This is a genomic window from Ruegeria sp. CDSB029, from assembly GCF_059611125.1.
This window is the reverse complement of record NZ_JBXWOX010000007.1, coordinates 155,517-175,311: the sequence shown is the minus strand read 5'-3', so window position 1 is coordinate 175,311 and position 19,795 is coordinate 155,517. Positions and strand designations below refer to the sequence as shown.

The following is a 19,795-nucleotide window of genomic DNA, read 5'->3' as shown; positions in this document are numbered from 1 at the left end:
GCCCTGTTTCGCAGGCGTGTTAGCTTGGCGTCAGGCAACAGGAGGTCAGCATGCAGCAAACGGCAAGAACCGTCGTCATTCACGAACACGGCGGCCCCGAAGTTCTAAAGATCGAAGATCGGCCCTTGGGCGATCCCGGACCCGGCGAGGTTCGCATCCGCCACCGGGCCTGTGGGTTGAACTTCATTGATGTCTATCAGCGCACCGGGTTGTACCCGATGGATTTACCGCACGCGCTGGGCATGGAAGCGGCAGGTGTGATTGAAGCCGTTGGCGAAGGTGTTACCCATCTGAAACCGGGCCAGCGCGCGGCCTATGCCGCAGCTCCCGCCGGGGCCTATTGCGAGGCGCGCGTAATGCCAGCGGCGCAGGTGTGTCCGTTGTCCGAAGGGATTTCTTTTGACGCGGCTGCGGCGATGATGCTCAAGGGGATGACGGTCGAGTATCTGTTTCACCGGACAACGCCTTTGAAACGGGGTGACACGGTTCTGTTTCACGCGGCCGCCGGTGGCGTTGGTCTGATTGCCTGCCAATGGGCCAAGTCCGAGGGCATCACTCTGATCGGAACAGCCGGAACAGACGAAAAATGCAGCCTCGCGCAGTTCAATGGGGCTGCGCATTGCATCAATTACCGTACCGAGAACTTTGCCGAACGTGTGGCCGAAATCACTGGCGGCAAGGGCGTGGACGTGGTCATGGATTCCATCGGTGCGGACACGTTCAATGGCTCGCTGGACTGCCTGAAACCCCTGGGAATGATGATCTCATTCGGCAATGCGTCGGGGCCAGTCCCGTTGATGGACATCGGAATTCTGGGCAAGAAAGGTTCATTGAAAATCACCCGCCCGACCCTGTTTACCCATATCGCCGACCCTTCTGTCTGTCAGGCAATGGCACGGCGACTGTTCGGCAAGGTTGAAGGCGGCGAGGTCAAAATCCACATCGACCAGCGGTTCCCGTTGGATCAGGTGGCCGAGGCGCATCGGGTGCTTGAAGCGCGTCAGACCACAGGCAGCACGGTTCTTGAGCCGTAAGACCGGCCGAACCCGGCTCGTTGGTGTTTGATCTTGAAACGAAAAGCGGCGGCAGAGTTCTCTGCCGCCGCTTTTATTGGGGAATGTCTGCAAATTATTGCTGCAGTTCCGCCGGTGTTTTATCCGCGATGGTTTCCCAATTGGCGCTGGCTTGTTCGACAAAACCAGGGATGTCACCTTCCCAGCGCTGCTGGATGTCTTGCGACAGGTTCAGGTACAGCTTGTTGTCAACGATCTTCCAATAGGTCGGGTCACCGTCAAACTTGAAGCCCATCGCAGCGCCGAATGCGCAGTAGCCGCCATATGCAGGCAGGTAGGCCTCGGGATTTTCTTCGAACGCTGCTTTGTTTTCTTCGTTGGCAAAGCGGTACATCGCGTCGTTGTGCAGTGTGGTGATGCGATAATCGCCTTTGGTCGGCTCGCCAGCGGTGAAGTAGGCAACCGGATCATAGCCCTGCATGGCCAGACCGGTCGAGCTTGCGTTCAGCTCAACACCAGCAGCCAGAGCCGAGCTTGCGATGGCAACAGACAGCGCGACGCCGCCGATTAGAGATTTGAACTTGTTCATTGTTTTCACCTTTCGTGAAGGGGCCGCCACGTGACGCAGAAAATTGCGCCCAGACAACCCAAGAGTTTTTTTGTCCGTGAGACCCGCAATTGGTCGTCACGGAACCCAAGTGGGCAGGCGGCCTATCACGTTCAAAGCAATCAATTGTGAATGTGCAGGGGCGAAGAGGCACTGTTCACAAATGCAGGGTAGGCCTTAGGGATCGGGCGCCAGATCCAAAACGAATTCGGTGACTTTTTCCGTGGGCATTTCGCAGGGGCGAAGAAGAGATCCGCGTTTGGTCAGATAAAGGTTCAGGCTGATGTAGTCGCTGCCGTCCAATGCGCGTGCGACAAGTTTCTGAGACTTGCCGTCTGAAAATTCCGTTCGACTGACGATATACCGCCTGCCATGGGCACGCCCGGCCGACGATCCCTTGGGGATAGCAAAAAAGGCGGTCAGGAAGGCGTTCGGGGCGCTCAAGACTGCCCGATTTTTGGTTCAGTGCCGGATTTGATGCGGGCAATATTCGCGCTGTGGCGCCAATAGACCAACAGGGTCAGGACGCCAGCCAGTAGCAGCGTTTGCGAACCTGTCAGCAGAAGGGCCCAGATAGTGGACGTTGCCGCCGCTGCAAGTGCCGCAAGGGATGAGATGCGCCAGATTGCAGCAGCAACCAACCAAGTCAAACAACAGGCTACACCGACGCGCCAGTCTAACGCCAGCCAGATCCCCAGAAACGTGGCGACCCCTTTGCCGCCCTTAAATCCCAGCCAAACCGGAAAGCAATGGCCCAAAAGTGCTGCCAGCGCGGCAATCTGCGCAGCATCCTCGCCCGCCAGTGCGCGCGCCACCAGAACGGCAACCCCGCCTTTTGCGGCGTCGAAGATCAGGGTCAGGGCAGCGGCGGTCTTGTTGCCTGTCCGCAAAACATTGGTTGCGCCGATATTGCCCGAACCGATGTTGCGCAGATTGCCCAAGCCCATCACCTTGGCCAGGACCATGCCAAACGGGATCGACCCCATCAGATATCCAAGTGCCGCCCACAGGATCAGCTGGGTCGTTGTACTGTCAATGACGGGCATCAGGGTCTCCGGTAAACTTCTTGGCCTGCAACGAAAGTTGCGGTGACCTTACCCTGCATCCGCTGGCCGTCAAACGGTGTGTTCTGCGATTTCGATTTCAGCGAGAACCGGTCCAGCACAAAGGGCACATCCGGGTCAAACAGCACCAGATCCGCAGGCGCGCCTTCGGACAGACGACCACTGTCCAGCCCTAGTCGTTTTGCCGGGTTCAGGGCCATTGCGCGGAACAGTGTCGGCAGGTCCAGCTGCCCGGCATGATACAGACGCAAGGCCGCGGGTAGCAGTGTTTCCAGCGCCACCGCGCCAGAGGCCGCCTCTTCAAACGGCAGGCGTTTGCTTTCCTCATCCTGAGGCGTGTGCATGGAGCTGATCGTATCAATCAGGCCGGTCCGCACCGCTTCGATCACCGCTTGCCGGTCATCCTCGGAGCGCAGCGGCGGTTTGACCTTGAAGAAGGTGCGATAGTCGGCCACGTCCAGCTCATTCAGGGTCAGGTGGTGGATTGACGTACCTGCGGTGATGTCCAGACCGTTGCGTTTTGCGCGCTCAAGCGCGGGCAGGGCGCGGGCAGTGGTGATTTGGTCAGCGTGATAGGTGGCCCCGGTCATCTCAAGCAAGGCGATGTCGCGGTCCAGTCCCATCCGCTCGGCCATTGGCGAAACAGCGGGCAGGCCGCGTAACACGGCGAATTTACCACTGGTGGCTGCGGCACCATTGCTGAGGATGGGCTCTTGCGGGTGAGCGATGACAAGCACTCCGCAGGCCCGGGCATAGGTCAGGGCGCGGGAAAACACCTTGGTGTTTGCGATCAAATGATCACAATCGGTGAAGGCCACGGCACCCGCATCCTGCAGGAACCCGACCTCAGTCATCTCGCGCCCTTCGCGACCTTTGGTCAACGCGGCCATTGGAAGGACGTTGACCGGCGTGTCGGCCTGAGCCCGGCGTGTGACGAACTCCAGACTTTCCGGCGTGTCGATGGCAGGGCTGGTATCGGGGCGCGTCACGATCGTGGTCACGCCACCGGCGGCGGCGGCCAGACCGGCGGACTTATAGCTTTCCTTGTGCCGCTCACCCGGTTCACAGACCTTGACGCCGATATCGACGATACCGGGGGCAAGGCATTGCCCACCACAATCGACGACCTGCGCCGCAGACGCCGGAGCAACCCCTTCGCCGCGCGCAGTAATCCTACCATCGGTTACATGTAGCCAGCCAGGGCTGTCGGTGCCGGTTTCCGGGTCGATCAGGCGGGCGTTGGTGAAAATAGTGTTGTTCATCCCATTGCCCTTTCGATGGCGGCTTTGGTGGCTGCGGGGTCAGCCTGATACTTGATCAGATGCTTGTCGCCACCCTTGGTGACGATCTGGACAAAACTGCCCATGAGGTTGACCGCCTCTATCTGGTTCAGCGCCACATTGCGCGGGCCGGGGCCGGTTAGGGAGGTTTTCGTCATCTGCCATGTGGTGGTCAGTTCTTCTGAGGCCAGGTACCATGCGCGAAAGGCGACCGCAGCAAGACCCGCGGGCGCCCCGGTCCAGACGTAGGGGTTGCCGACCAGCCACAGCACGATCATCGCGACAGCCATGGCCCCGGCGGCCAGCCATGTATTCGTGCGGATATAAGCGCCTTTGTCGGGGGTGAAGGTCACAGGATCAGCCACAGGATGCCTCCGATGACCACCAGCGCCACCACTGCCAGCATGGCCGACCCAATACGGCCGGGTTTGTCTTCCTTTGGCGGGGTTTGCGGGGCCGAGAACGGTTTCGCGCTTTCTGCTTTAATTGCTCCACCGGTCCAGTTTGTCGCCTCTTCAGTGTAAAGGCCAATCAGGTGCACTTTGGGGTCCGGTCGCAAAGTGGCGGCACGTCCCTGAAACGCAGCACTGCGCACGACCATGACCCAGCCTTCAATGCTTTCCAGCGCTGCCCGGTCCAGCTGATCTTTAGGGACGCCGCACCCTTCGTTGAGATAGCCAAAAAGACCCAGTTCCTCGAGGTCCGAGACAGGAAATACGTCGATCTGGGTCAGATCCAGACCCTCGACACCCAGAATCTGGTCTGCCGCCCCGGGTTCGTGCAGGAACTTTGCCTCTTCCGGGCGCATGCCGAGTTGAAATAAGCGCAGGACGCCGTGTTCATGTGGGGCGACGTTCAGATCACTCATGCGGCCTCACCAAGGTTGCGGGCCAGCAGTTCCATTGCGGCCATACGAACGGCGACGCCCATTTCGACCTGTTCCTGAATAACGGACCGGTTGATGTCGTCTGCCAGTGTTCCGTCAATCTCGACCCCGCGATTCATCGGACCGGGGTGCATGACGATGGCGTCGGGTTTGGCCTGTGCCAGTTTCGCAGCGTCGAGGCCATAGCGGTGGTAGTATTCCCGCTCCGACGGGATAAAGCCGCCGTCCATCCGCTCTTTCTGGAGGCGCAGCATCATGACGACGTCGACGTCCTTTAGACCTTCATTCATGTCGTCGTAAATTTCGGCCCCAAAATCTGCGAATTGCGACGGAACCAATGTCGGCGGCCCGATCAGGCGAATGCGGTTTTCCATTTTGCCCAGCAGGATCAGGTTTGACCGGGCAACGCGGGAATGAGCGACATCGCCGCAGATCGCAATGTTCAGCCGGTGCAGGCGACCCTTGGCGCGGCGAATGGTCAGCGCGTCCAGCAGAGCTTGCGTCGGGTGTTCGTGCTTGCCATCGCCGGCATTCAGCACCGCGCAATTCACCTTCTGCGCCAGCAGGTCAACCGCGCCGGAATGCGGATGGCGCACCACCAACAAATCGGGGTGCATCGCATTCAGCGTCATCGCTGTGTCGATCAGCGTCTCGCCCTTTTTGATCGAGCTGGCCTGCATCGCCATATTCATCACGTCCGCACCCAGCCGCTTGCCTGCGATTTCGAAACTGGCCTGCGTGCGGGTTGAGTTCTCGAAGAACATGTTGATTTGCGTCAGCCCTGACAGCACGTCGGAATGCTTGGTCGACTGGCGGTTCATGTCGACATATTTCTCGGCCAGATCGAGAATGGCAGTGATATCGGATTGCGACAGGTGTTCGATGCCAAGAAGGTGACGATGGGCGAAACGCATTGGCGGGCTCCTGTCTGACAATCGCGCCGCTTATAAGAAGCCACGCAGCCCAAGGCAACCTAAGGATCAGATCCTTCTGGCAGTTTCTCGCACCCGCCTTCGGGCAGACACTGTTCGCCGGGCTTGCACCACTTGCCGTATCCGCAGTCGATGGCCTTAACAGGAACACATCCCTGGTTTTTTGAACATTTGAATCCCTGACGGCACTGAGACCCGGTTTTTTCGCAAAGATACCAGCCAGGGCGTGTACATCCGCCACCCGGCAGGCAAGACGATCCGGATCCGCAAATGCGACCGTCGTCACACGTTAGAGAAGGCAGTTCCTGAATGTCGGGCGTTATCTTCTCGCATTCCCCGCGCGCGTTGCAGATGCTACCGCCGGGGCAATCCAGACGCGATCTGCACTTATTTTGCCCGGCTGGGGCGCACCGGGTGCCGCCCGCCACGCAGCGCTCGAATGGGCCGCAGGTTCTGCCGCCACCGCAATAGGTGCCGCCCAGCGGAATGCAGTTCCCGTCAAAGCTGCATCTTTGGCCGCCCGAACAGCAGGTACTGCCGCATTTGAACTGACCGGCACGGCACTGCCCGTATCGGTCCTGAAACTGCGCAGAGGCCGGGCCACTGAGCATGGTCAGCAGCAAACTGATGAGAAAGAATCGCAATACAAACAACATGAATACGCCAATGGTCGGTGCGACGGACCGACCAATCAAGGCCTATTCGCTTTCCCTCCTTCAAAAGGTGGTTAGATTGAGGGTTATGGAATCGGCTTTGGACTATCATACTGCCCGCGCCCTGCTGGAATGGCAGATCGAACTGGGTGCGACGGATGCGATCGGTGATGCACCGGTGGATCGCTATGCGTTGCCGGATTCCGCGCCCAAAGCCAAGAAACCCGCAAAGGCCCAGTCCGCACCAGAAAAACCCAAGCAGCTTGATCCGGTTGCGGTTGCGAAATCTGCGGCACAGGCTGCAGGGACGCTCGATCAGTTGCAGGCGGCTATGGACGCGTTTGATCATTGCGAGTTGAAGCGCGGTGCGCGGCAGTTGGTCTTTGCCGACGGCACCCCGGGTGCGAGGGTGATGATTATCGGAGAGGCTCCGGGGCGCGATGAAGACCGCGAGGGCAAGCCCTTTGTCGGACGCGCCGGTCAGTTGTTGGACCGGATGCTGGCGGCAATTGATCTAAACCGAACCGAAAACGTCTATATCACCAACGTCCTGCCTTGGCGTCCGCCGCAGAACCGGGATCCCAAGCCCGAAGAGATTGGCATGTTGAAGCCGTTACTCGAACGGCACGTGGCCTTGGCCAAACCCGAGGTTTTGGTGGTGATGGGCAATATCAGCTGTCAGGCTGTTCTGGGCAAACGGGGGATCACACGGCTTCGGGGTCAGTGGGGTCAGGCGATGGACTTGCCGGTTATCCCGATGTTCCATCCAGCATATCTGCTGCGACAGCCACAGATGAAGCGGCAGGCATGGGCCGATTTGCTGGAACTCAAAGCAAGGCTGGAGGGCAAGGCATGAAAATCCTCGCATTCTCGGACCTTCATATGGCGCGCAACCGTGCCGCAGACGTTGTTGCAGCCAGCGATGAGGCCGATCTGGTTATCGGAGCCGGAGATTATTGCAACATGCGGCAAGGGCTGGATGACGCGATGGCGATGCTGTGCGGCGTCAATGCGCCGCTGGTTCTGGTTCCGGGCAATGCCGAAAGTGCAGGTGAACTGACCGACGCTGCGCCGGAAGGCGTGCATGTTTTACACGGGACAGGCATGACCGTGGATGGGCTGCGTCTGTTTGGCCTTGGTTACGGCGTGCCAGTGACGCCATTCGGTGAGTGGTCCTGCGATCTGTCGGACCCTGAAGCGGCTGAGTTGCTGGATCGTTGCGAAGGAGCTGACATCCTGATCGCGCATTCTCCGCCCAAGGGTCACGGCGATCTTACATCGACGGGTGATGCGGTGGGTTCGGTGGCAGTCCGTGATGCAATTGAGCGGTTGCAGCCGCAATTTGCCCTTTGTGGCCATATCCATGACAGTTGGGGCTACCGAGGCGCAATCGGCGTGACGCAGATCGCCAATCTTGGCCCCACAGTAAATTGGTTCGAGGTCACCACGTGATTGAAACAGTTACGCTGCTGGCGTTTATCCCGGCGGCAATTGCCCTGAATCTGACCCCCGGGGCGGACATGATGTTCTGCTTTGGGCAGGGGCTGCGGTCCGGGGCGCGGCCTGCAATCGCCGCCAGCGCAGGTATTTCCGCCGGATCGATGGTTCACGTTCTGGTAGCGGGTCTCGGTCTAGGAGCGGCCGTGGCGACGATGCCCTGGCTGTTCGATGTGATCCGCTGGATGGGCGTTGCTTATCTGCTGTATCTCGCCTGGGGGGCGTTTCGGAATGGGGCGGTTTCTGCGGATACTCCCTCCGGTCCCACCCAATTGGCATTCCGGGACGGGCTGGTGGTGAACCTGACCAACCCCAAAGTAATTCTGTTTGTTCTGGCTTTTATTCCGCAGTTCGTGAATCCGGCGGCGGGTTCGATCCTGCTGCAGTTCCTGATTTTCGGGTCCATCATTGCGTTGGGCGGATTTGTGGTGAACGGGCTAGTGGGAATTTTTGCCGGTGGTGCGGGGCGGATGCTAATCGCGAACCCGCGCGCTTCGCGCATCATGGGCTGGGTGACAGGAGGGATTTTCGCAGCCCTCGCGATCCGGCTTGCCATCTTGGAAAGGGCCTGAGGAAACATGTCGCGCATTGATGAGACCAAAGACTTCATTCCGGTCCGTATCGCCGTGCTGACCGTCTCGGACACGCGGTCGCTGGACGAGGACAAATCCGGCCAGACACTTGTTGATCGTATCGAAGGGGCAGGGCACAGGGTCGCTGATCGCAGCATCATCCGCGATGAGCGCGGCGAGATCGCCGATCAGTTGCGTGTCTGGATTGCGGATCCTGGGATAGACGTAGTGATTTCGACCGGTGGTACGGGCCTGACGGGCCGCGACGTAACGGTCGAAGCGCATCGCGATGTCTATGAGAAGGAAATCGAGGCTTTCGGCACGGTGTTCACAGTCGTTTCAATGGAGAAGATTGGTACGTCGGCCGTGCAATCACGTGCGACCGGTGGGGTCGCAGGCGGCACATATCTATTTGCATTGCCCGGCAGCCCGGGCGCTTGCAAGGACGCCTGGGACGGCATTTTGGAAAAACAGTTCGACTACCGCCACCGTCCCTGCAATTTCGTCGAAATAATGCCCAGATTGGACGAACATTTGCGACGGAAGTAGACTGGTCGCACGTTAAACCGTTCATAACCGCTTTGTGGCTTGGCATTTTTTGCTGCCCAGCTACCTTTTGCTAATGGCAGCCTGATGCAACCGGGGTGATTTATATATGCGATTTCTGAGGCAAAGCCTTGTTGGAGTCTTTTTGACGTCGTTGACGGTGGCCCTGTTGTTTGTGGCTGCGCAGATGATTTCGGGTGCCGTGCAAGACGTTCTGACGCGGGAAGAATCCGCGCCGCAGGCGCGCGAGCGTGTCTTTGCCGTTTCTGTTCGGTCCGCGGAATTGGAAACCGTCACCCCATATCTCGAAGCCTTTGGCGAGGTTCAAAGCCGTCGCAGGTTAGAACTGCGCGCCGCGCTGGGCGGGCGTGTTGTCGGGCTGGCCGAAGATTTTGAAGATGGCGGTGTGGTAACAACAGGCGAAGTCCTGGTTGAACTTGATCCCGCAGACGCCCAGTCCGCGTTGGACCGGGCAAAATCTGATTTGTTGGACGCGCAGTTTGAAGAGCGTGACGCGGAGCGGTCGCTGCTGCTGGCGCAGGATGAATTGAATTCGGCCGAGGCACAGGCAGAGCTGCGTGGGCGCGCCCTGCAGCGTCAGCAGGATTTGCAGACACGTGGCGTCGGGGCCGCAGCATCTGTGGAAGAGGCAGAGCTTGCAAAAGCAGCTGCGCAGCAGGCCGTGCTGGCGCGGCGGATTGCGCTGGCTCAGGCAGAATCCCGCGTCGATCAGGCGACCACCCTGTTGTCACGAGCCCGCATTGCGCTTGAGGCTGCTGAACGCGATCTGGATGATATGACAATCCGCGCCCGGTTCGGGGGCACATTGACGGATGTAACACTGGTCGAAGGACGGTTGGTGTCCGCGAACGAAAAGCTGGCGGAACTTGTCGACCCCAATGCATTGGAGGTGGCATTCCGCGTCTCAACCGCGCAATACGTCCGATTGCTGGACGCAGCCGGTGATCTGATCGACGCACCGGTGACAATCTCGCTTGAGGTCACGGGCACCGACCTGACCGCACAAGGCCGCATTAGCCGCGACAGCGGATCGGCGGGCGAAGGCCAGACCGGGCGTTTGATCTATGCCCGACTGGATGAGGCGTCGGGGTTCAAGCCGGGTGACTTTGTTACTGTCACCGTGCAGGAACAACCGTTGGACAACGTAGTGCGGTTGCCATCGTCGGCCTTGGATGCGGTCGGAACGGTGTTGGTTTTGGATGAAAATGACAGGCTCGAAGCGCTTCCGGTGCAACTGATCCGGCGCCAGGGCGATGAGGTTTTGCTGCGCGGCGATGGGCTGGCGGGGCGTGAGGTCGTGATCGGCCGGACACCTCTACTGGGATCGGGCGTACGTGTCCGGCCCCTGCGGATAGATGACAGCGCCGGGGCTGCACCGGATCTGGTTGAGCTGTCCGAGGAACAGCGCGCCCGGCTGGTCGCTCAGGTCGAGGCCAGCACGCGCATGTCAAAGGACGTCAAAGAACGGGTTCTGGGTCAGTTGAGCGAGGCCAAGGTGCCCGCCGCGCTGGTTCAGCGGCTTGAAAACCGGGCGGGGGGTTAAGCGCCATGATGCGCGAGATCCCCAGCGCGGCAGGCGGCATCCTCAGTTACTTCACGCGTCACAGAACGGTGGCAAACCTGCTGCTGCTGGTGATGCTGGTACTGGGTGCGGCGGCAATCCCGAATATGCGGGCGCAGTTCTTTCCCGATGTGGTTTTGGAACGTGTCGACGTGAGTGTGGACTGGGATGGGGCCGGTCCCGAAGATGTGGACAACGGGATCATTCAGGTGCTTGAACCCGCCTTGCTGGCGGTCGAGGGTGTCGCCAGCACCGAAGCAACCTCGCGCGAGGGGCGCGCCAGCATTCGGCTGGAGTTCGAGCCGAACTGGGACATGTCCCGCGCTGTCGAGGAGGTCCGGACTGCCGTCGACAGTGTAACCAGCCTGCCCGACGATGCCGAAGAACCGACAATCCGGCGGGGCGCCTGGCGGGATCGGGTTACAGATGTGGTTGTGACAGGGCCTGTCGATCCTGATCAACTGGCCAAGTTCACGGACGAGTTGATCAACAGATTGTTCGCGGTCGGGGTGACGCGCACCACAATCCGGGGGCTTGCCGCGCCACGCATCGTGGTCGAGATACCGACCGCACAACTGATTGCCAACGACATCACACTGTCCGAGGTCGCATCGGCCGTCGCGGCTGAGGTCAACGCAAACCCCGCAGGCGATGTTGCCGGGGCGAATGCCCGCATCCGTACAGGTACGGAAAAGCGCACACCCGAAGAAATCGAAGGCATCGCCCTGCGCAATTTTGCGGATGGATCCAAGTTGCTGGTGGGTGATGTGGCGCAGATCCGTGTGGAGGGGGTCAATCGCAATCGCAGCTACTTCGTGGGCGAAAATCCGGCGATGTCCGTGCGCGTAGATCGCTCGAATCTAGGTGACGCGATCGAAATTCAGCACACCGTCGAAGACGTCGTAAAGGAAATGCAAGCCAGCGTTCCCGAAGGGGTGACGATCGAATTGATCCGAACCCGCGCCCAGGCGATCACCGATCGTCTGGATATTCTGGTCGACAATGGTCTCGTCGGATTGGGCCTTGTTGTCTGTTTGCTGTTTCTGTTCCTGAACGCGCGGATTGCCTTTTGGGTCGCAGCAGGTATTCCGGTTGCCATGTCTGCCGCGATCGCCTTCATGTATATCGGCGGGCTGTCCATCAACATGGTGTCCCTGTTCGGCCTGATCATCACGCTGGGCATTGTTGTGGATGACGCCATCGTCGTGGGTGAACATGCCGATTTTCGCGCGCGCCGGTTGGGTGAGGCACCGATGGTGGCCGCTGAACGGGCGGCACGGCGTATGGCGATGCCGGTCTTTGCGGCGACCCTGACGACCGTGATCGCCTTTTTTGGTCTGACCCTGGTTGGCGGCCGGTTTGGCGAGTTGATCCGCGACATCCCCTTTACTGTTATCGCGGTATTGATTGCCTCACTGATCGAATGCTTCCTCATTTTGCCAAACCACATGGCGCATGCCATCGCGCATTCCACCAAAGAACACTGGTATGATCTGCCCAACCGCGTGGTCAATCGCGGGTTCCGCTGGGTGCGGGACCATTTGTTCCGCCCATTGATCGCCTGGGTCGTCTGGGCACGCTATGTGGTGGTTGCCATGATGGTGGTGATCCTGGCGAGTCAGATTGCCCTGTTCATTCGCGGCGACGTGAACTGGCGGTTCTTTAACGCGCCCGAGCGTGGCTCGGTCACGGGCAACTTCATAATGGTCGAAGGTGCCACCCGCGCCGAGACTGTGGCCATGATGCACGAGTTGCAACGTGCGACCGAAGAGTTGGGCCAAATCTATGAAGACCGCCACGGTCGCAACCCGATCGACTATGTTCTGGCCGAGGTCGGCGGGTCCGCAGGTTGGGGGCTGGCTGCTGCCGATGGTAAAGATGCTGATTTGCTGGGTGGTATTTCTATCGAGCTGATTGATGCGGATCTGCGCCCCTATTCCAGCTTTGAGTTTGTGGGTGAGTTGCAGGATTTTGTTCCTCGCCACCCGAAGGTCGAACTGCTCAGCTTCCGGGGATGGCGCTCGGGTCCCGGTGGTGATGCCATTGATGTCCAGTTCTATGGCGCGGATGTGAACACGCTCAAATCTGCTTCCGAGGATTTGCAGAACGAGCTGTCAAAATATCCCGAGGTTTCGGCGCTGGAAGACAACCTTGCCTATGACAAGGAAGAGTACATTCTGGACCTGACGGCACAGGGTCAGGCGCTGGGGTTCCGGATTGAAACGCTGGGTCGTGTGTTACGGGATCGTCTGAACGGGATCGAGGCGGCGACCTTCCCGGATGGCCCGCGCAGTGCCGAGATCAGGGTAGAGTTGCCTGAGGGAGAGCTGACCGCCGATTTCTTGGAGCGCACTCTGATGCGTACACCCGATGGAGTGTATGTGCCGTTGGCCGATATCGTTTCGGTCGAGCGAAAGTCCGGATTCTCGACCGTCCGGCGCGAAAATGGCCTGCGTGTAATCTCGGTAAACGGTGACATATCGGAAGACGATCCGACGCGCGCGGCAGAGATTGCACGTGCCATGGGCGAGGAAATCCTGCCTAAAATTGCCTCGGAACGACAGGTCGAATGGCGCATGGCCGGTTTGAGCGAACAGGAAGATGAGTTCCTGTCCGAGGCCCGTACTGGTCTGATCCTGTGTCTGACAGGGATCTATCTTGTACTGGCCTGGGTCTTTGCCAGCTGGACGCGGCCACTGGTGGTGATGGCGATTATTCCCTTTGGATTGGTCGGCGCGATATGGGGACACTATCTGTGGGACGTCCCGCTGAGCATGTTCACGGTTGTCGGCCTGTTGGGGATGACGGGGATCATCATCAACGACTCGATTGTTTTGGTGACGACCATCGACGATTACCAGAAAGAGCGCGGGCTTGTGCCTTCGATAGTTGAAGGCACCGCAGACCGGTTGCGGCCTGTGATGCTGACGACGCTGACCACAGTTCTGGGTCTGACCCCGCTACTGTATGAAGGGTCGCAACAGGCGCAGTTTCTGAAACCCACCGTCATTACTTTGGTCTATGGGCTGGGCTTTGGAATGTTGCTGGTCCTGCTGCTGGTCCCGGCGTTGCTTGCGATTCTGAACGATCTGTCCCGCCCAATGACAGCGATGCGCCGGGCGGCACGCGCCCCGGACCGAGTGGTGCAGGCGGCTTTGGCATGTACGGGTCTTACCGTGCTTTTGTGGTTTGCGCTCACGATGGTTTGGCCCGTGTTTTACGGCGCACCTATCGGGGTCTTGTCCGGGCTTTATGCACCCGACGACGGCATGGCCATTCTTCGCATGGGACTGGGTGCCTTCGTTGCGGGTGCTGCGCTGATTTTGTGCGTCAGCGTGATCATCTCAAGCCTGCTTTATGTCCGGCTAAGAAGACCTGCGACTTAAGCCCGCCGCAGCGCAGTTTCCAGTAAGTCGATGACGCGGTTACTCATCTCCAGTTCACCGCGGCGGATCTGATCCACCGGAAACCAGCGGGCGTCCAGCGCATCGTCACCCGCCAAGGGCCTGCCGGATCGATACTGACAGGCAACCCCCACCAGCAGGTAGTGGGTCAGGACTTCGCCACTGTCGTCGAGGCGCAGTAAATCGAGATTGTCCAGATAGTGCTGTGGTTCAGCGATGACTGAGGTCTCCTCGCGCAGCTCTCTTTGTGCGGCCTCAAGAACGGTTTCGCCCCATTCGACATGGCCACCGGGAAAGCCCCACAGGCCAGCATCGGGTTGCTTGCTGCGCTGCACCAGCAGCACATGGTCCTGATGCAGAACAACCGCCAAGGCGCCGATTTTTGGGGTTTGCGTCATGAAATCACCGGGCTCAGCCTGCGCTGCAGCCCTGAATGTCGACCGCGTGATTTGCACCCAGGACAGTGATACGGATTTCCGATCGGTCCAGCGCAAATGGCCCTCCGGATGCGTTGATTACCTCGGAGGTTGCGACCAGAGTATTGCCCGTCCGCCTTGTCTGCGTCTGAGAGGCCCAGAGAGCAGGATTGCCCGGTTCGATCACCGCAACCTCCCGCCCGCCGGCAGAAGGCATGGTCACCCGTGCCTCGATCTGCATCCCGTCGGCTGTTGGCGACAGGTGACAGCTTGCCTGGGCCACGTTGGCTTCTCGTTCAGAAAAGGGTCTCTGGGCAAGCGCTGCGGCGATGGTCGGGTTGCGCCCGGCTTCTGCGTCCAGAGTATGGTCAAATTCAAGTTGTTCGGGGATACAGACATCCTTGCAGACGCCGAGGTCCATTGTTCCTTGCAGCCGTACGGGCCGCGCCGGGTTTTTCGGCGTGATCTCGACCGGCAGAACCAGTTGGTTTTCATAGCCGATCGACTGCAGCCCGTTCTGGTCAAAGACATCCGGTGCGGGCCACGTAATCGACACATCGCCAACATTCTCCGAGCGGCTCCAGTTGAATTCCGGTGGGATTCCAGCATCCCCCGGCGCACGCCAATAGGTTTTCCAACCGTCTTTCAGCGTCACGCGCACGGCGCTCAAATATGTACCCTTCGCTGTACGTCCGCCGTCCAGAATGTCCAACTCAGCAACAGGGCCTTTTACCTGCGCCGCCGCAGGTAAGGCCACGCCGATGGCAAGGGCGATCGCCGGCAATATCTTTTTAACGCTCATGGTTCATAAATGCGCGGTTGCGGCGCAGATTCCAAGTCACGTTCCGGTCACTAGGATGAAATCTGCGGAAATGTGTGCTGATCCCTTGCCATTCCGGGTGAGCAAGGGTCATTGTTGAAACAGACCTGTTAAGAGATGTCCGCCCATGGAACTTACCGGAAAACTGTTGATTGCGATGCCCGGCATGGGCGATCCGCGTTTTGACCATTCAGTGGTGTACCTGTGCAGCCATGGCGAAGATGGTGCTATGGGGTTGATTATCAACAAACCTTCGGATCTGCGGCTGAAAACTCTGTTGAGTCAGCTCAACATCCCCTGCCGGATTCCGGTTGTGGGTGAACGTTTGGTCCATTTCGGCGGCCCGGTCGAGATGTCGCGTGGTTTTGTCCTGCATAGCTCGGATTACGAGGCGAACTTGCATTCCATGCACATCACGGATGAGTTCAGCATGACCGCAACGCTGGATATCCTCGAGGATCTTGCCTCGGGGCGCGGGCCTTTGAACTCCACCTTGGTGCTGGGCTATTCGGGCTGGGGACCTGGGCAGCTTGAGGATGAGATAGCGATGAACGGCTGGCTCACGACCGAGGCGTCGTCCAAGCTGGTCTTCGATGTAGCCGACGATGAAAAATGGGGAGGTGCGCTTGCGACTTTGGGCGTTGACCCCTTGATCCTGTCAGCCGAGTCCGGGCGCGCCTGATCAGCCGTTACGCGGGGCCGCAGCGCGGCGCAGACGGTCGTTAATGGCCGCACCCAAACCATTTATCGGAATGGGCGTCACAGCAATTGGTCTGCCGGTGTCGTTCAGGCTGTGCAGCGCGGCGAACAGGTTGGCAGCGGCCTCGGCAAGATCACCTTTCGCTGACAGGTTCAGATCGCAGTCTACCGCGCCAAACCCCAGCAGAACTTCGTCGCCTTGGGCGGTGCCGGCGTTCAGACGGACGGGCGCATCCGGCGCATAATGCGATTGCAACTGACCGGGCGCGTTCAGCGCATCACCCGGTTGGTGGTGGTGCAACTGAGTCTTCAGAACCACCTCGATCTGTTCCAGCGCAACACCGCCGGGGCGCAAAAGGGCAGGCTCGCCCGCTAGACCCACAATGGTGCTTTCCAACCCGACCCCGCATGGGCCGTCATCCAGCACCGCGGCAATGCGCCCATTCAACCCGGACAGGACGTGCGCGGCGGTTGTTGGGCTGATTTGTCCGGATGGGTTGGCAGAAGGCGCGGCGACCGGGCCGTCAAACTCGGACAGCAACGCGCGCGCCGTAGGATGGGCTGGAACCCGCACCGCGAGCGTGTCTAGCCCGGCAGTTACCAGCGAGGATATCCCGTGATCCGGCCGCAGCGGCAACACCAAAGTCAGCGGCCCGGGCCAGAACGCGGCCGCCAAAGCCTCGGCATTATCGGACCATGTCACGAAACGCCGTGCAGCTTCGGCCGAAGCTACATGCGCAATCAGCGGGTTAAAACTGGGTCGTCCCTTGGCGGCATAGATGCTTGCCACTGCTTCTCCGTTACGGGCATCGCCGCCCAGGCCGTAGACCGTCTCGGTCGGGAAAGCCACCAGAAGACCCTGGCGCAGCAAGTCTGCCGCCTGCGCGATTCCGGCAGGATCGGCGTTTAATGTCAGAGTGCCGTTGGGGATCATTGGTGGTGACGCCGCGTTTTGATTGCGTATAGCATTTAGACCGATACCTAATCGGTGGAACCCAGATGCATAAAGGTGGGCGGTGGAAATTCCAAGCCCGTCAGCGTAAACGCAATCAGACAGCCCAGAGGGAAGACATGCCATATCGCGCCCCAATCTCTGATTATGAATTCTTGTTCCGCCACGCGGTCAATTTTGACAAGATCGCTGCTACCGAGAAATTCTCGGAAGCCAGCGACGATGTGGTCAGTGCCATTCTGACCGAAGCCGGAAAACTGTGCGAAGAGGTGATGGCCCCTCTGCAACGCCCCGGTGATCTTGAGCCCGCGCGCTTGGAAAACGGCGTGCTGCGTACCTCGACCGGGTATGCTGATTGCTGGAAAGCCATAGCCGAAGGCGGCTGGGTCGGAATGAGTGGTGATCCGGATTATGGCGGCATGGGTCTGCCGATGACGTTGACCACCGCCGTGAATGAAATGATGTCTGCCGCCTGCCTTTCGCTGCAACTTGCGCCGCTGATGACACAGGGCCAGATCGAAGCTCTGGAACATCACGCCAGCGATGAGCTCAAGGCGCTCTATCTGCCTAAGATGATGGCGGGTGAATGGTCGGGGACGATGAACCTGACCGAGCCGCAGGCTGGGTCAGATGTGGGGGCGTTGACATCAAAAGCGATCTCGAATGGTGACGGCACATATGCCATCACGGGGCAGAAGATCTTTATCTCATGGGGTGACAACGATTTTGCTAAGAATGTCTGCCATTTGGTACTTGCGCGCCTGCCCGATGGCGTTCCCGGAACCAAGGGTATTTCGCTGTTCCTGGTGCCCAAACTGCTGCCAGATGAGAACGGCAATCCCGGTGTGGCCAATGACCTGAAGGTCGTATCGGTCGAGCACAAGATGGGCCTGCACGGCTCACCAACCTGCGTGATGCAGTTTGACGGTGCCAAAGGCTGGCTTGTAGGCAAGGAACATGGCGGCATGGCCGCGATGTTCACCATGATGAACAACGCGCGTCTGGGCGTCGGTGGTCAGGGTGTGGGTGCAGCCGAAGGTGCCTATCAGCACGCGCTGGCCTATGCGTTGGAGCGGAAACAGGGCAAAACCCCCTCGGGCACCATTATCGACCACGCGGATGTGCGTCGGATGTTGATGAGCATGCGTGCTGACACTTTCGCTGCGCGTGCGATTATGCTGGCCAACGCCGCAGCCATCGATATGGCCAACGCAACGGGCGACGCCGATTGGATGTCACGTGCCGCTCTTTTGACGCCGATTGGCAAGGTTTTTGGCACCGAGACGGGAATGCGCGTATCTGAGACCGGTGTTCAGGTCCATGGCGGTATGGGCTTCATCGAGGAATCCGGTGCGGCTCAGTATTATCGCGACGTCCGCGTGACCGCGATCTACGAGGGCACCAACGGTATTCAGGCGATGGATTTGGTGGCGCGCAAGATGATGGATGGCGGAGAGGCGGCCGCGCGCCTGCTGGATGAGATCGAAGATCATGCAGAACAGGCCCGGGCGACCATGCCCGAACTGGCTGGCCCCGTCTGGGAAGCCACCGAAAGCCTGCGCGAAACGACCGAGTGGATGGTCGCGCAGTCCGATATGAACAACAGATTTGCCGGTGCGGTGCCGTACCTGCACGCCTTCGCCCGTGTACTGGGTGCGCATTACCACCTGAAATCTGCTTTGGCTGAACCAAATGGCCCACGCTTAAAACTGGCCCGGTATTATATCAATGCACTGTTGCCTGAATACGCTGGGCTGTTGGTACAGGCTCAGACCGGCGCAGACGATGTGTTCGGTCTAAGTGCTGAAGAGCTTGTAGTCTGATGGACGGTGATACCCCTTTGGCGATCAGATATCCCTGGTCTGAGCCTCCGGCCGAAGGCGAGGCGACCGAGATCGCCGAAGGTGTCCTGTGGATGCGTTTGCCGCTGCCCATGGCGCTGGATCACGTTAACATTTATGCGCTGGACGATGGTGACGGCTGGACAGTGATCGACACAGGAATGTCGTCGAACAAAACACGGCGCATCTGGGAAAAGCTGATGGCAGGCCCGTTGGCGGGCAAGCCCATCAAGCGGGTGGTCGTGACCCACCATCACCCCGATCACGTGGGCAATGCGGGTTGGTTTCAATCTGAGCATGGTGTGGAACTGGTGGCGTCGCGCACCTCCTGGCTGTTTTCGCGGATGCTGCAGCTGGACGTTCAGGAAAGCTGGCCGCAGGAAACGCTGGACTACTACCGCAGTGCAGGAATGGCACCCAACATTCTGGCCAAGCGGATGGCCGAGCGCCCCTTCAACTATTGCGACACTGTCTATCCGATGCCGTTGGGGTTCACCCGGATCAAGCAAGGTAGCGTGATCCGCATTGGTGGGCGCGACTGGGATGTCCACATGGGCAACGGCCATGCCCCCGAACACGCCACGTTCTGGAGCCGAAACGACAATCTGGTGATCACCGGCGATCAGATCCTCAGTTCGATCAGTCCCAATCTGGGTGTCTATGTCACCGAACCTTTGGCGGATCCGGTTGCGGAATGGCTTGAGGCCTGCGAACGGCTTCAGGGGCTGGCGCGACCCGATCATCTGGCGCTGGGCGGGCACAAGCTGCCATTCACCGGGCTGCCCATTCGGATGAGGCAACTGATCGACAACCACCACAGTGCATTGGATCGTTTGCAGAATTATCTGGACCAACCAAAGACCGCAGCCGAGTGTTTCCTGCCTTTGTTCAAACGTCAGATCAGCGGTGGCGAGTATGGGCTTGCGCTGGTCGAAGCGGTTGCACATCTGAACCATCTTTACCACATTGGAGCTGTCACCCGGACGCGCCGCGCGGACGGGGCGTGGGAGTTTCAGCGCAAAGGGTAAAGC

The 19,795-nt window shown here is 59.4% G+C and carries 20 protein-coding genes; 10 read left to right on the top strand and 10 right to left on the bottom strand.

The annotated features are described in order from the left end of the window. Window positions 1-50 precede the first annotated feature (50 nt). Window positions 51-1,034 carry a quinone oxidoreductase family protein gene (locus AC2FI8_RS10970; protein ID WP_113792005.1) on the top strand — a complete coding sequence of 328 codons (984 nt, stop codon included), beginning with the start codon at window positions 51-53 and terminating at the stop codon, window positions 1,032-1,034. A gap of 94 nt (window positions 1,035-1,128) precedes the next feature. Here AC2FI8_RS10970 and AC2FI8_RS10965 read toward each other — a convergent pair whose 3' ends face one another. The 7 genes from AC2FI8_RS10965 to AC2FI8_RS10935 all read right to left on the bottom strand — a co-directional run bounded on the left by AC2FI8_RS10965 (window position 1,129) and on the right by AC2FI8_RS10935 (window position 5,764). Next, window positions 1,129-1,602, bottom strand: a complete 474-nt coding sequence (locus tag AC2FI8_RS10965; RefSeq protein WP_058273690.1) for a YHS domain-containing (seleno)protein — start codon at window positions 1,600-1,602, stop codon at window positions 1,129-1,131. A 195-nt stretch (window positions 1,603-1,797) separates the two neighbouring features. Continuing rightward, window positions 1,798-2,064, bottom strand: a complete 267-nt coding sequence (locus tag AC2FI8_RS10960) for a hypothetical protein (protein WP_496778996.1) — start codon at window positions 2,062-2,064, stop codon at window positions 1,798-1,800. Then, window positions 2,061-2,666 carry a glycerol-3-phosphate 1-O-acyltransferase PlsY gene (gene plsY, locus AC2FI8_RS10955; protein ID WP_496778994.1) on the bottom strand — a complete coding sequence of 202 codons (606 nt, stop codon included), beginning with the start codon at window positions 2,664-2,666 and terminating at the stop codon, window positions 2,061-2,063. Before plsY ends, AC2FI8_RS10960 begins: the two co-directional genes overlap by 4 nt. Further along, on the bottom strand, window positions 2,666-3,946 hold the full coding sequence (gene pyrC, locus AC2FI8_RS10950) for a dihydroorotase (protein ID WP_496778992.1): 1,281 nt from the start codon (window positions 3,944-3,946) through the stop codon (window positions 2,666-2,668). Before pyrC ends, plsY begins: the two co-directional genes overlap by 1 nt. After that, complete coding sequence (locus AC2FI8_RS10945) at window positions 3,943-4,329, bottom strand: hypothetical protein (RefSeq protein ID WP_496778990.1); 387 nt, start codon at window positions 4,327-4,329, stop codon at window positions 3,943-3,945. The genes pyrC and AC2FI8_RS10945 overlap by 4 nt, the downstream gene beginning before the upstream one ends. Then, complete coding sequence (locus tag AC2FI8_RS10940; protein WP_496778988.1) at window positions 4,314-4,832, bottom strand: hypothetical protein; 519 nt, start codon at window positions 4,830-4,832, stop codon at window positions 4,314-4,316. Before AC2FI8_RS10940 ends, AC2FI8_RS10945 begins: the two co-directional genes overlap by 16 nt. Beyond that, window positions 4,829-5,764, bottom strand: a complete 936-nt coding sequence (locus AC2FI8_RS10935; RefSeq protein WP_170562579.1) for an aspartate carbamoyltransferase catalytic subunit — start codon at window positions 5,762-5,764, stop codon at window positions 4,829-4,831. The genes AC2FI8_RS10940 and AC2FI8_RS10935 overlap by 4 nt, the downstream gene beginning before the upstream one ends. Before the next feature lie 759 nt (window positions 5,765-6,523). Here AC2FI8_RS10935 and AC2FI8_RS10930 point away from each other — a divergent pair. The 6 genes from AC2FI8_RS10930 (at window position 6,524) to AC2FI8_RS10905 (ending at window position 14,018) form a co-directional block, all read left to right on the top strand. Further along, the gene (locus AC2FI8_RS10930) at window positions 6,524-7,291 is read left to right on the top strand and encodes a uracil-DNA glycosylase (protein WP_496779064.1); all 768 of its coding nucleotides are present in this window, start codon (window positions 6,524-6,526) and stop codon (window positions 7,289-7,291) included. Beyond that, on the top strand, window positions 7,288-7,887 hold the full coding sequence (locus tag AC2FI8_RS10925; protein WP_496778986.1) for a metallophosphoesterase family protein: 600 nt from the start codon (window positions 7,288-7,290) through the stop codon (window positions 7,885-7,887). The genes AC2FI8_RS10930 and AC2FI8_RS10925 overlap by 4 nt, the downstream gene beginning before the upstream one ends. Next, on the top strand, window positions 7,884-8,504 hold the full coding sequence (locus AC2FI8_RS10920) for a LysE family translocator (protein ID WP_496778984.1): 621 nt from the start codon (window positions 7,884-7,886) through the stop codon (window positions 8,502-8,504). The genes AC2FI8_RS10925 and AC2FI8_RS10920 overlap by 4 nt, the downstream gene beginning before the upstream one ends. A 6-nt stretch (window positions 8,505-8,510) precedes the next feature. Then, window positions 8,511-9,053, top strand: coding sequence for a molybdenum cofactor biosynthesis protein B (gene moaB / locus AC2FI8_RS10915; protein WP_496778982.1), 543 nt, complete (start codon window positions 8,511-8,513; stop codon window positions 9,051-9,053). A gap of 106 nt (window positions 9,054-9,159) precedes the next feature. Continuing rightward, window positions 9,160-10,614 carry an efflux RND transporter periplasmic adaptor subunit gene (locus AC2FI8_RS10910; protein ID WP_496767628.1) on the top strand — a complete coding sequence of 485 codons (1,455 nt, stop codon included), beginning with the start codon at window positions 9,160-9,162 and terminating at the stop codon, window positions 10,612-10,614. 5 nt (window positions 10,615-10,619) lie between these two features. Next, a complete protein-coding gene (locus AC2FI8_RS10905; RefSeq protein ID WP_496778980.1) occupies window positions 10,620-14,018 on the top strand; it encodes an efflux RND transporter permease subunit in 3,399 nt (1,132 codons plus the stop codon). On the opposite strand, the gene AC2FI8_RS10900 is transcribed toward AC2FI8_RS10905, so the two are convergent. Together AC2FI8_RS10900 and AC2FI8_RS10895 are read right to left on the bottom strand one after the other, a co-directional pair. Then, window positions 14,015-14,434 carry an NUDIX hydrolase gene (locus AC2FI8_RS10900; protein ID WP_496767623.1) on the bottom strand — a complete coding sequence of 140 codons (420 nt, stop codon included), beginning with the start codon at window positions 14,432-14,434 and terminating at the stop codon, window positions 14,015-14,017. The genes AC2FI8_RS10905 and AC2FI8_RS10900 overlap by 4 nt on opposite strands. Window positions 14,435-14,447: 13 nt before the next feature. Then, on the bottom strand, window positions 14,448-15,254 hold the full coding sequence (locus AC2FI8_RS10895; protein WP_496778978.1) for a protein-disulfide reductase DsbD domain-containing protein: 807 nt from the start codon (window positions 15,252-15,254) through the stop codon (window positions 14,448-14,450). 145 nt (window positions 15,255-15,399) lie between these two features. On the opposite strand from AC2FI8_RS10895, the gene AC2FI8_RS10890 reads away from it, so the two are divergent. Further along, the gene (locus tag AC2FI8_RS10890) at window positions 15,400-15,954 is read left to right on the top strand and encodes a YqgE/AlgH family protein (RefSeq protein ID WP_496778976.1); all 555 of its coding nucleotides are present in this window, start codon (window positions 15,400-15,402) and stop codon (window positions 15,952-15,954) included. On the opposite strand, the gene AC2FI8_RS10885 is transcribed toward AC2FI8_RS10890, so the two are convergent. Further along, window positions 15,955-16,905 carry an L-threonylcarbamoyladenylate synthase gene (locus AC2FI8_RS10885; protein ID WP_496778974.1) on the bottom strand — a complete coding sequence of 317 codons (951 nt, stop codon included), beginning with the start codon at window positions 16,903-16,905 and terminating at the stop codon, window positions 15,955-15,957. 137 nt (window positions 16,906-17,042) lie between these two features. Between AC2FI8_RS10885 and AC2FI8_RS10880 the strand changes: the two genes are divergently transcribed. Next, window positions 17,043-18,746 carry an acyl-CoA dehydrogenase family protein gene (locus tag AC2FI8_RS10880; RefSeq protein ID WP_496767617.1) on the top strand — a complete coding sequence of 568 codons (1,704 nt, stop codon included), beginning with the start codon at window positions 17,043-17,045 and terminating at the stop codon, window positions 18,744-18,746. Further along, complete coding sequence (locus AC2FI8_RS10875) at window positions 18,746-19,792, top strand: MBL fold metallo-hydrolase (protein ID WP_496778972.1); 1,047 nt, start codon at window positions 18,746-18,748, stop codon at window positions 19,790-19,792. Before AC2FI8_RS10880 ends, AC2FI8_RS10875 begins: the two co-directional genes overlap by 1 nt. Window positions 19,793-19,795: the final 3 nt, after the last annotated feature.

Excerpts from the sequence above, each read along its gene's own strand:
- plsY (WP_496778994.1), bottom strand. The coding sequence starts at position 2,666 with ATGCCCGTCATTGACAGTACAACGACCCAGCTGATCCTGTGGGCGGCA.
- AC2FI8_RS10935 (WP_170562579.1), bottom strand. The coding sequence starts at position 5,764 with ATGCGTTTCGCCCATCGTCACCTTCTTGGCATCGAACACCTGTCGCAA.
- AC2FI8_RS10965 (WP_058273690.1), bottom strand. The coding sequence starts at position 1,602 with ATGAACAAGTTCAAATCTCTAATCGGCGGCGTCGCGCTGTCTGTTGCC.
- AC2FI8_RS10885 (WP_496778974.1), bottom strand. The coding sequence starts at position 16,905 with ATGATCCCCAACGGCACTCTGACATTAAACGCCGATCCTGCCGGAATC.
- AC2FI8_RS10930 (WP_496779064.1), top strand. The coding sequence starts at position 6,524 with ATGGAATCGGCTTTGGACTATCATACTGCCCGCGCCCTGCTGGAATGG.
- AC2FI8_RS10910 (WP_496767628.1), top strand. The coding sequence starts at position 9,160 with ATGCGATTTCTGAGGCAAAGCCTTGTTGGAGTCTTTTTGACGTCGTTG.
- pyrC (WP_496778992.1), bottom strand. The coding sequence starts at position 3,946 with ATGAACAACACTATTTTCACCAACGCCCGCCTGATCGACCCGGAAACC.
- AC2FI8_RS10880 (WP_496767617.1), top strand. The coding sequence starts at position 17,043 with ATGCCATATCGCGCCCCAATCTCTGATTATGAATTCTTGTTCCGCCAC.
- AC2FI8_RS10940 (WP_496778988.1), bottom strand. The coding sequence starts at position 4,832 with ATGAGTGATCTGAACGTCGCCCCACATGAACACGGCGTCCTGCGCTTA.
- AC2FI8_RS10890 (WP_496778976.1), top strand. The coding sequence starts at position 15,400 with ATGGAACTTACCGGAAAACTGTTGATTGCGATGCCCGGCATGGGCGAT.
- AC2FI8_RS10925 (WP_496778986.1), top strand. The coding sequence starts at position 7,288 with ATGAAAATCCTCGCATTCTCGGACCTTCATATGGCGCGCAACCGTGCC.
- AC2FI8_RS10970 (WP_113792005.1), top strand. The coding sequence starts at position 51 with ATGCAGCAAACGGCAAGAACCGTCGTCATTCACGAACACGGCGGCCCC.
- AC2FI8_RS10895 (WP_496778978.1), bottom strand. The coding sequence starts at position 15,254 with ATGAGCGTTAAAAAGATATTGCCGGCGATCGCCCTTGCCATCGGCGTG.
- AC2FI8_RS10905 (WP_496778980.1), top strand. The coding sequence starts at position 10,620 with ATGATGCGCGAGATCCCCAGCGCGGCAGGCGGCATCCTCAGTTACTTC.
- moaB (WP_496778982.1), top strand. The coding sequence starts at position 8,511 with ATGTCGCGCATTGATGAGACCAAAGACTTCATTCCGGTCCGTATCGCC.
- AC2FI8_RS10900 (WP_496767623.1), bottom strand. The coding sequence starts at position 14,434 with ATGACGCAAACCCCAAAAATCGGCGCCTTGGCGGTTGTTCTGCATCAG.
- AC2FI8_RS10875 (WP_496778972.1), top strand. The coding sequence starts at position 18,746 with ATGGACGGTGATACCCCTTTGGCGATCAGATATCCCTGGTCTGAGCCT.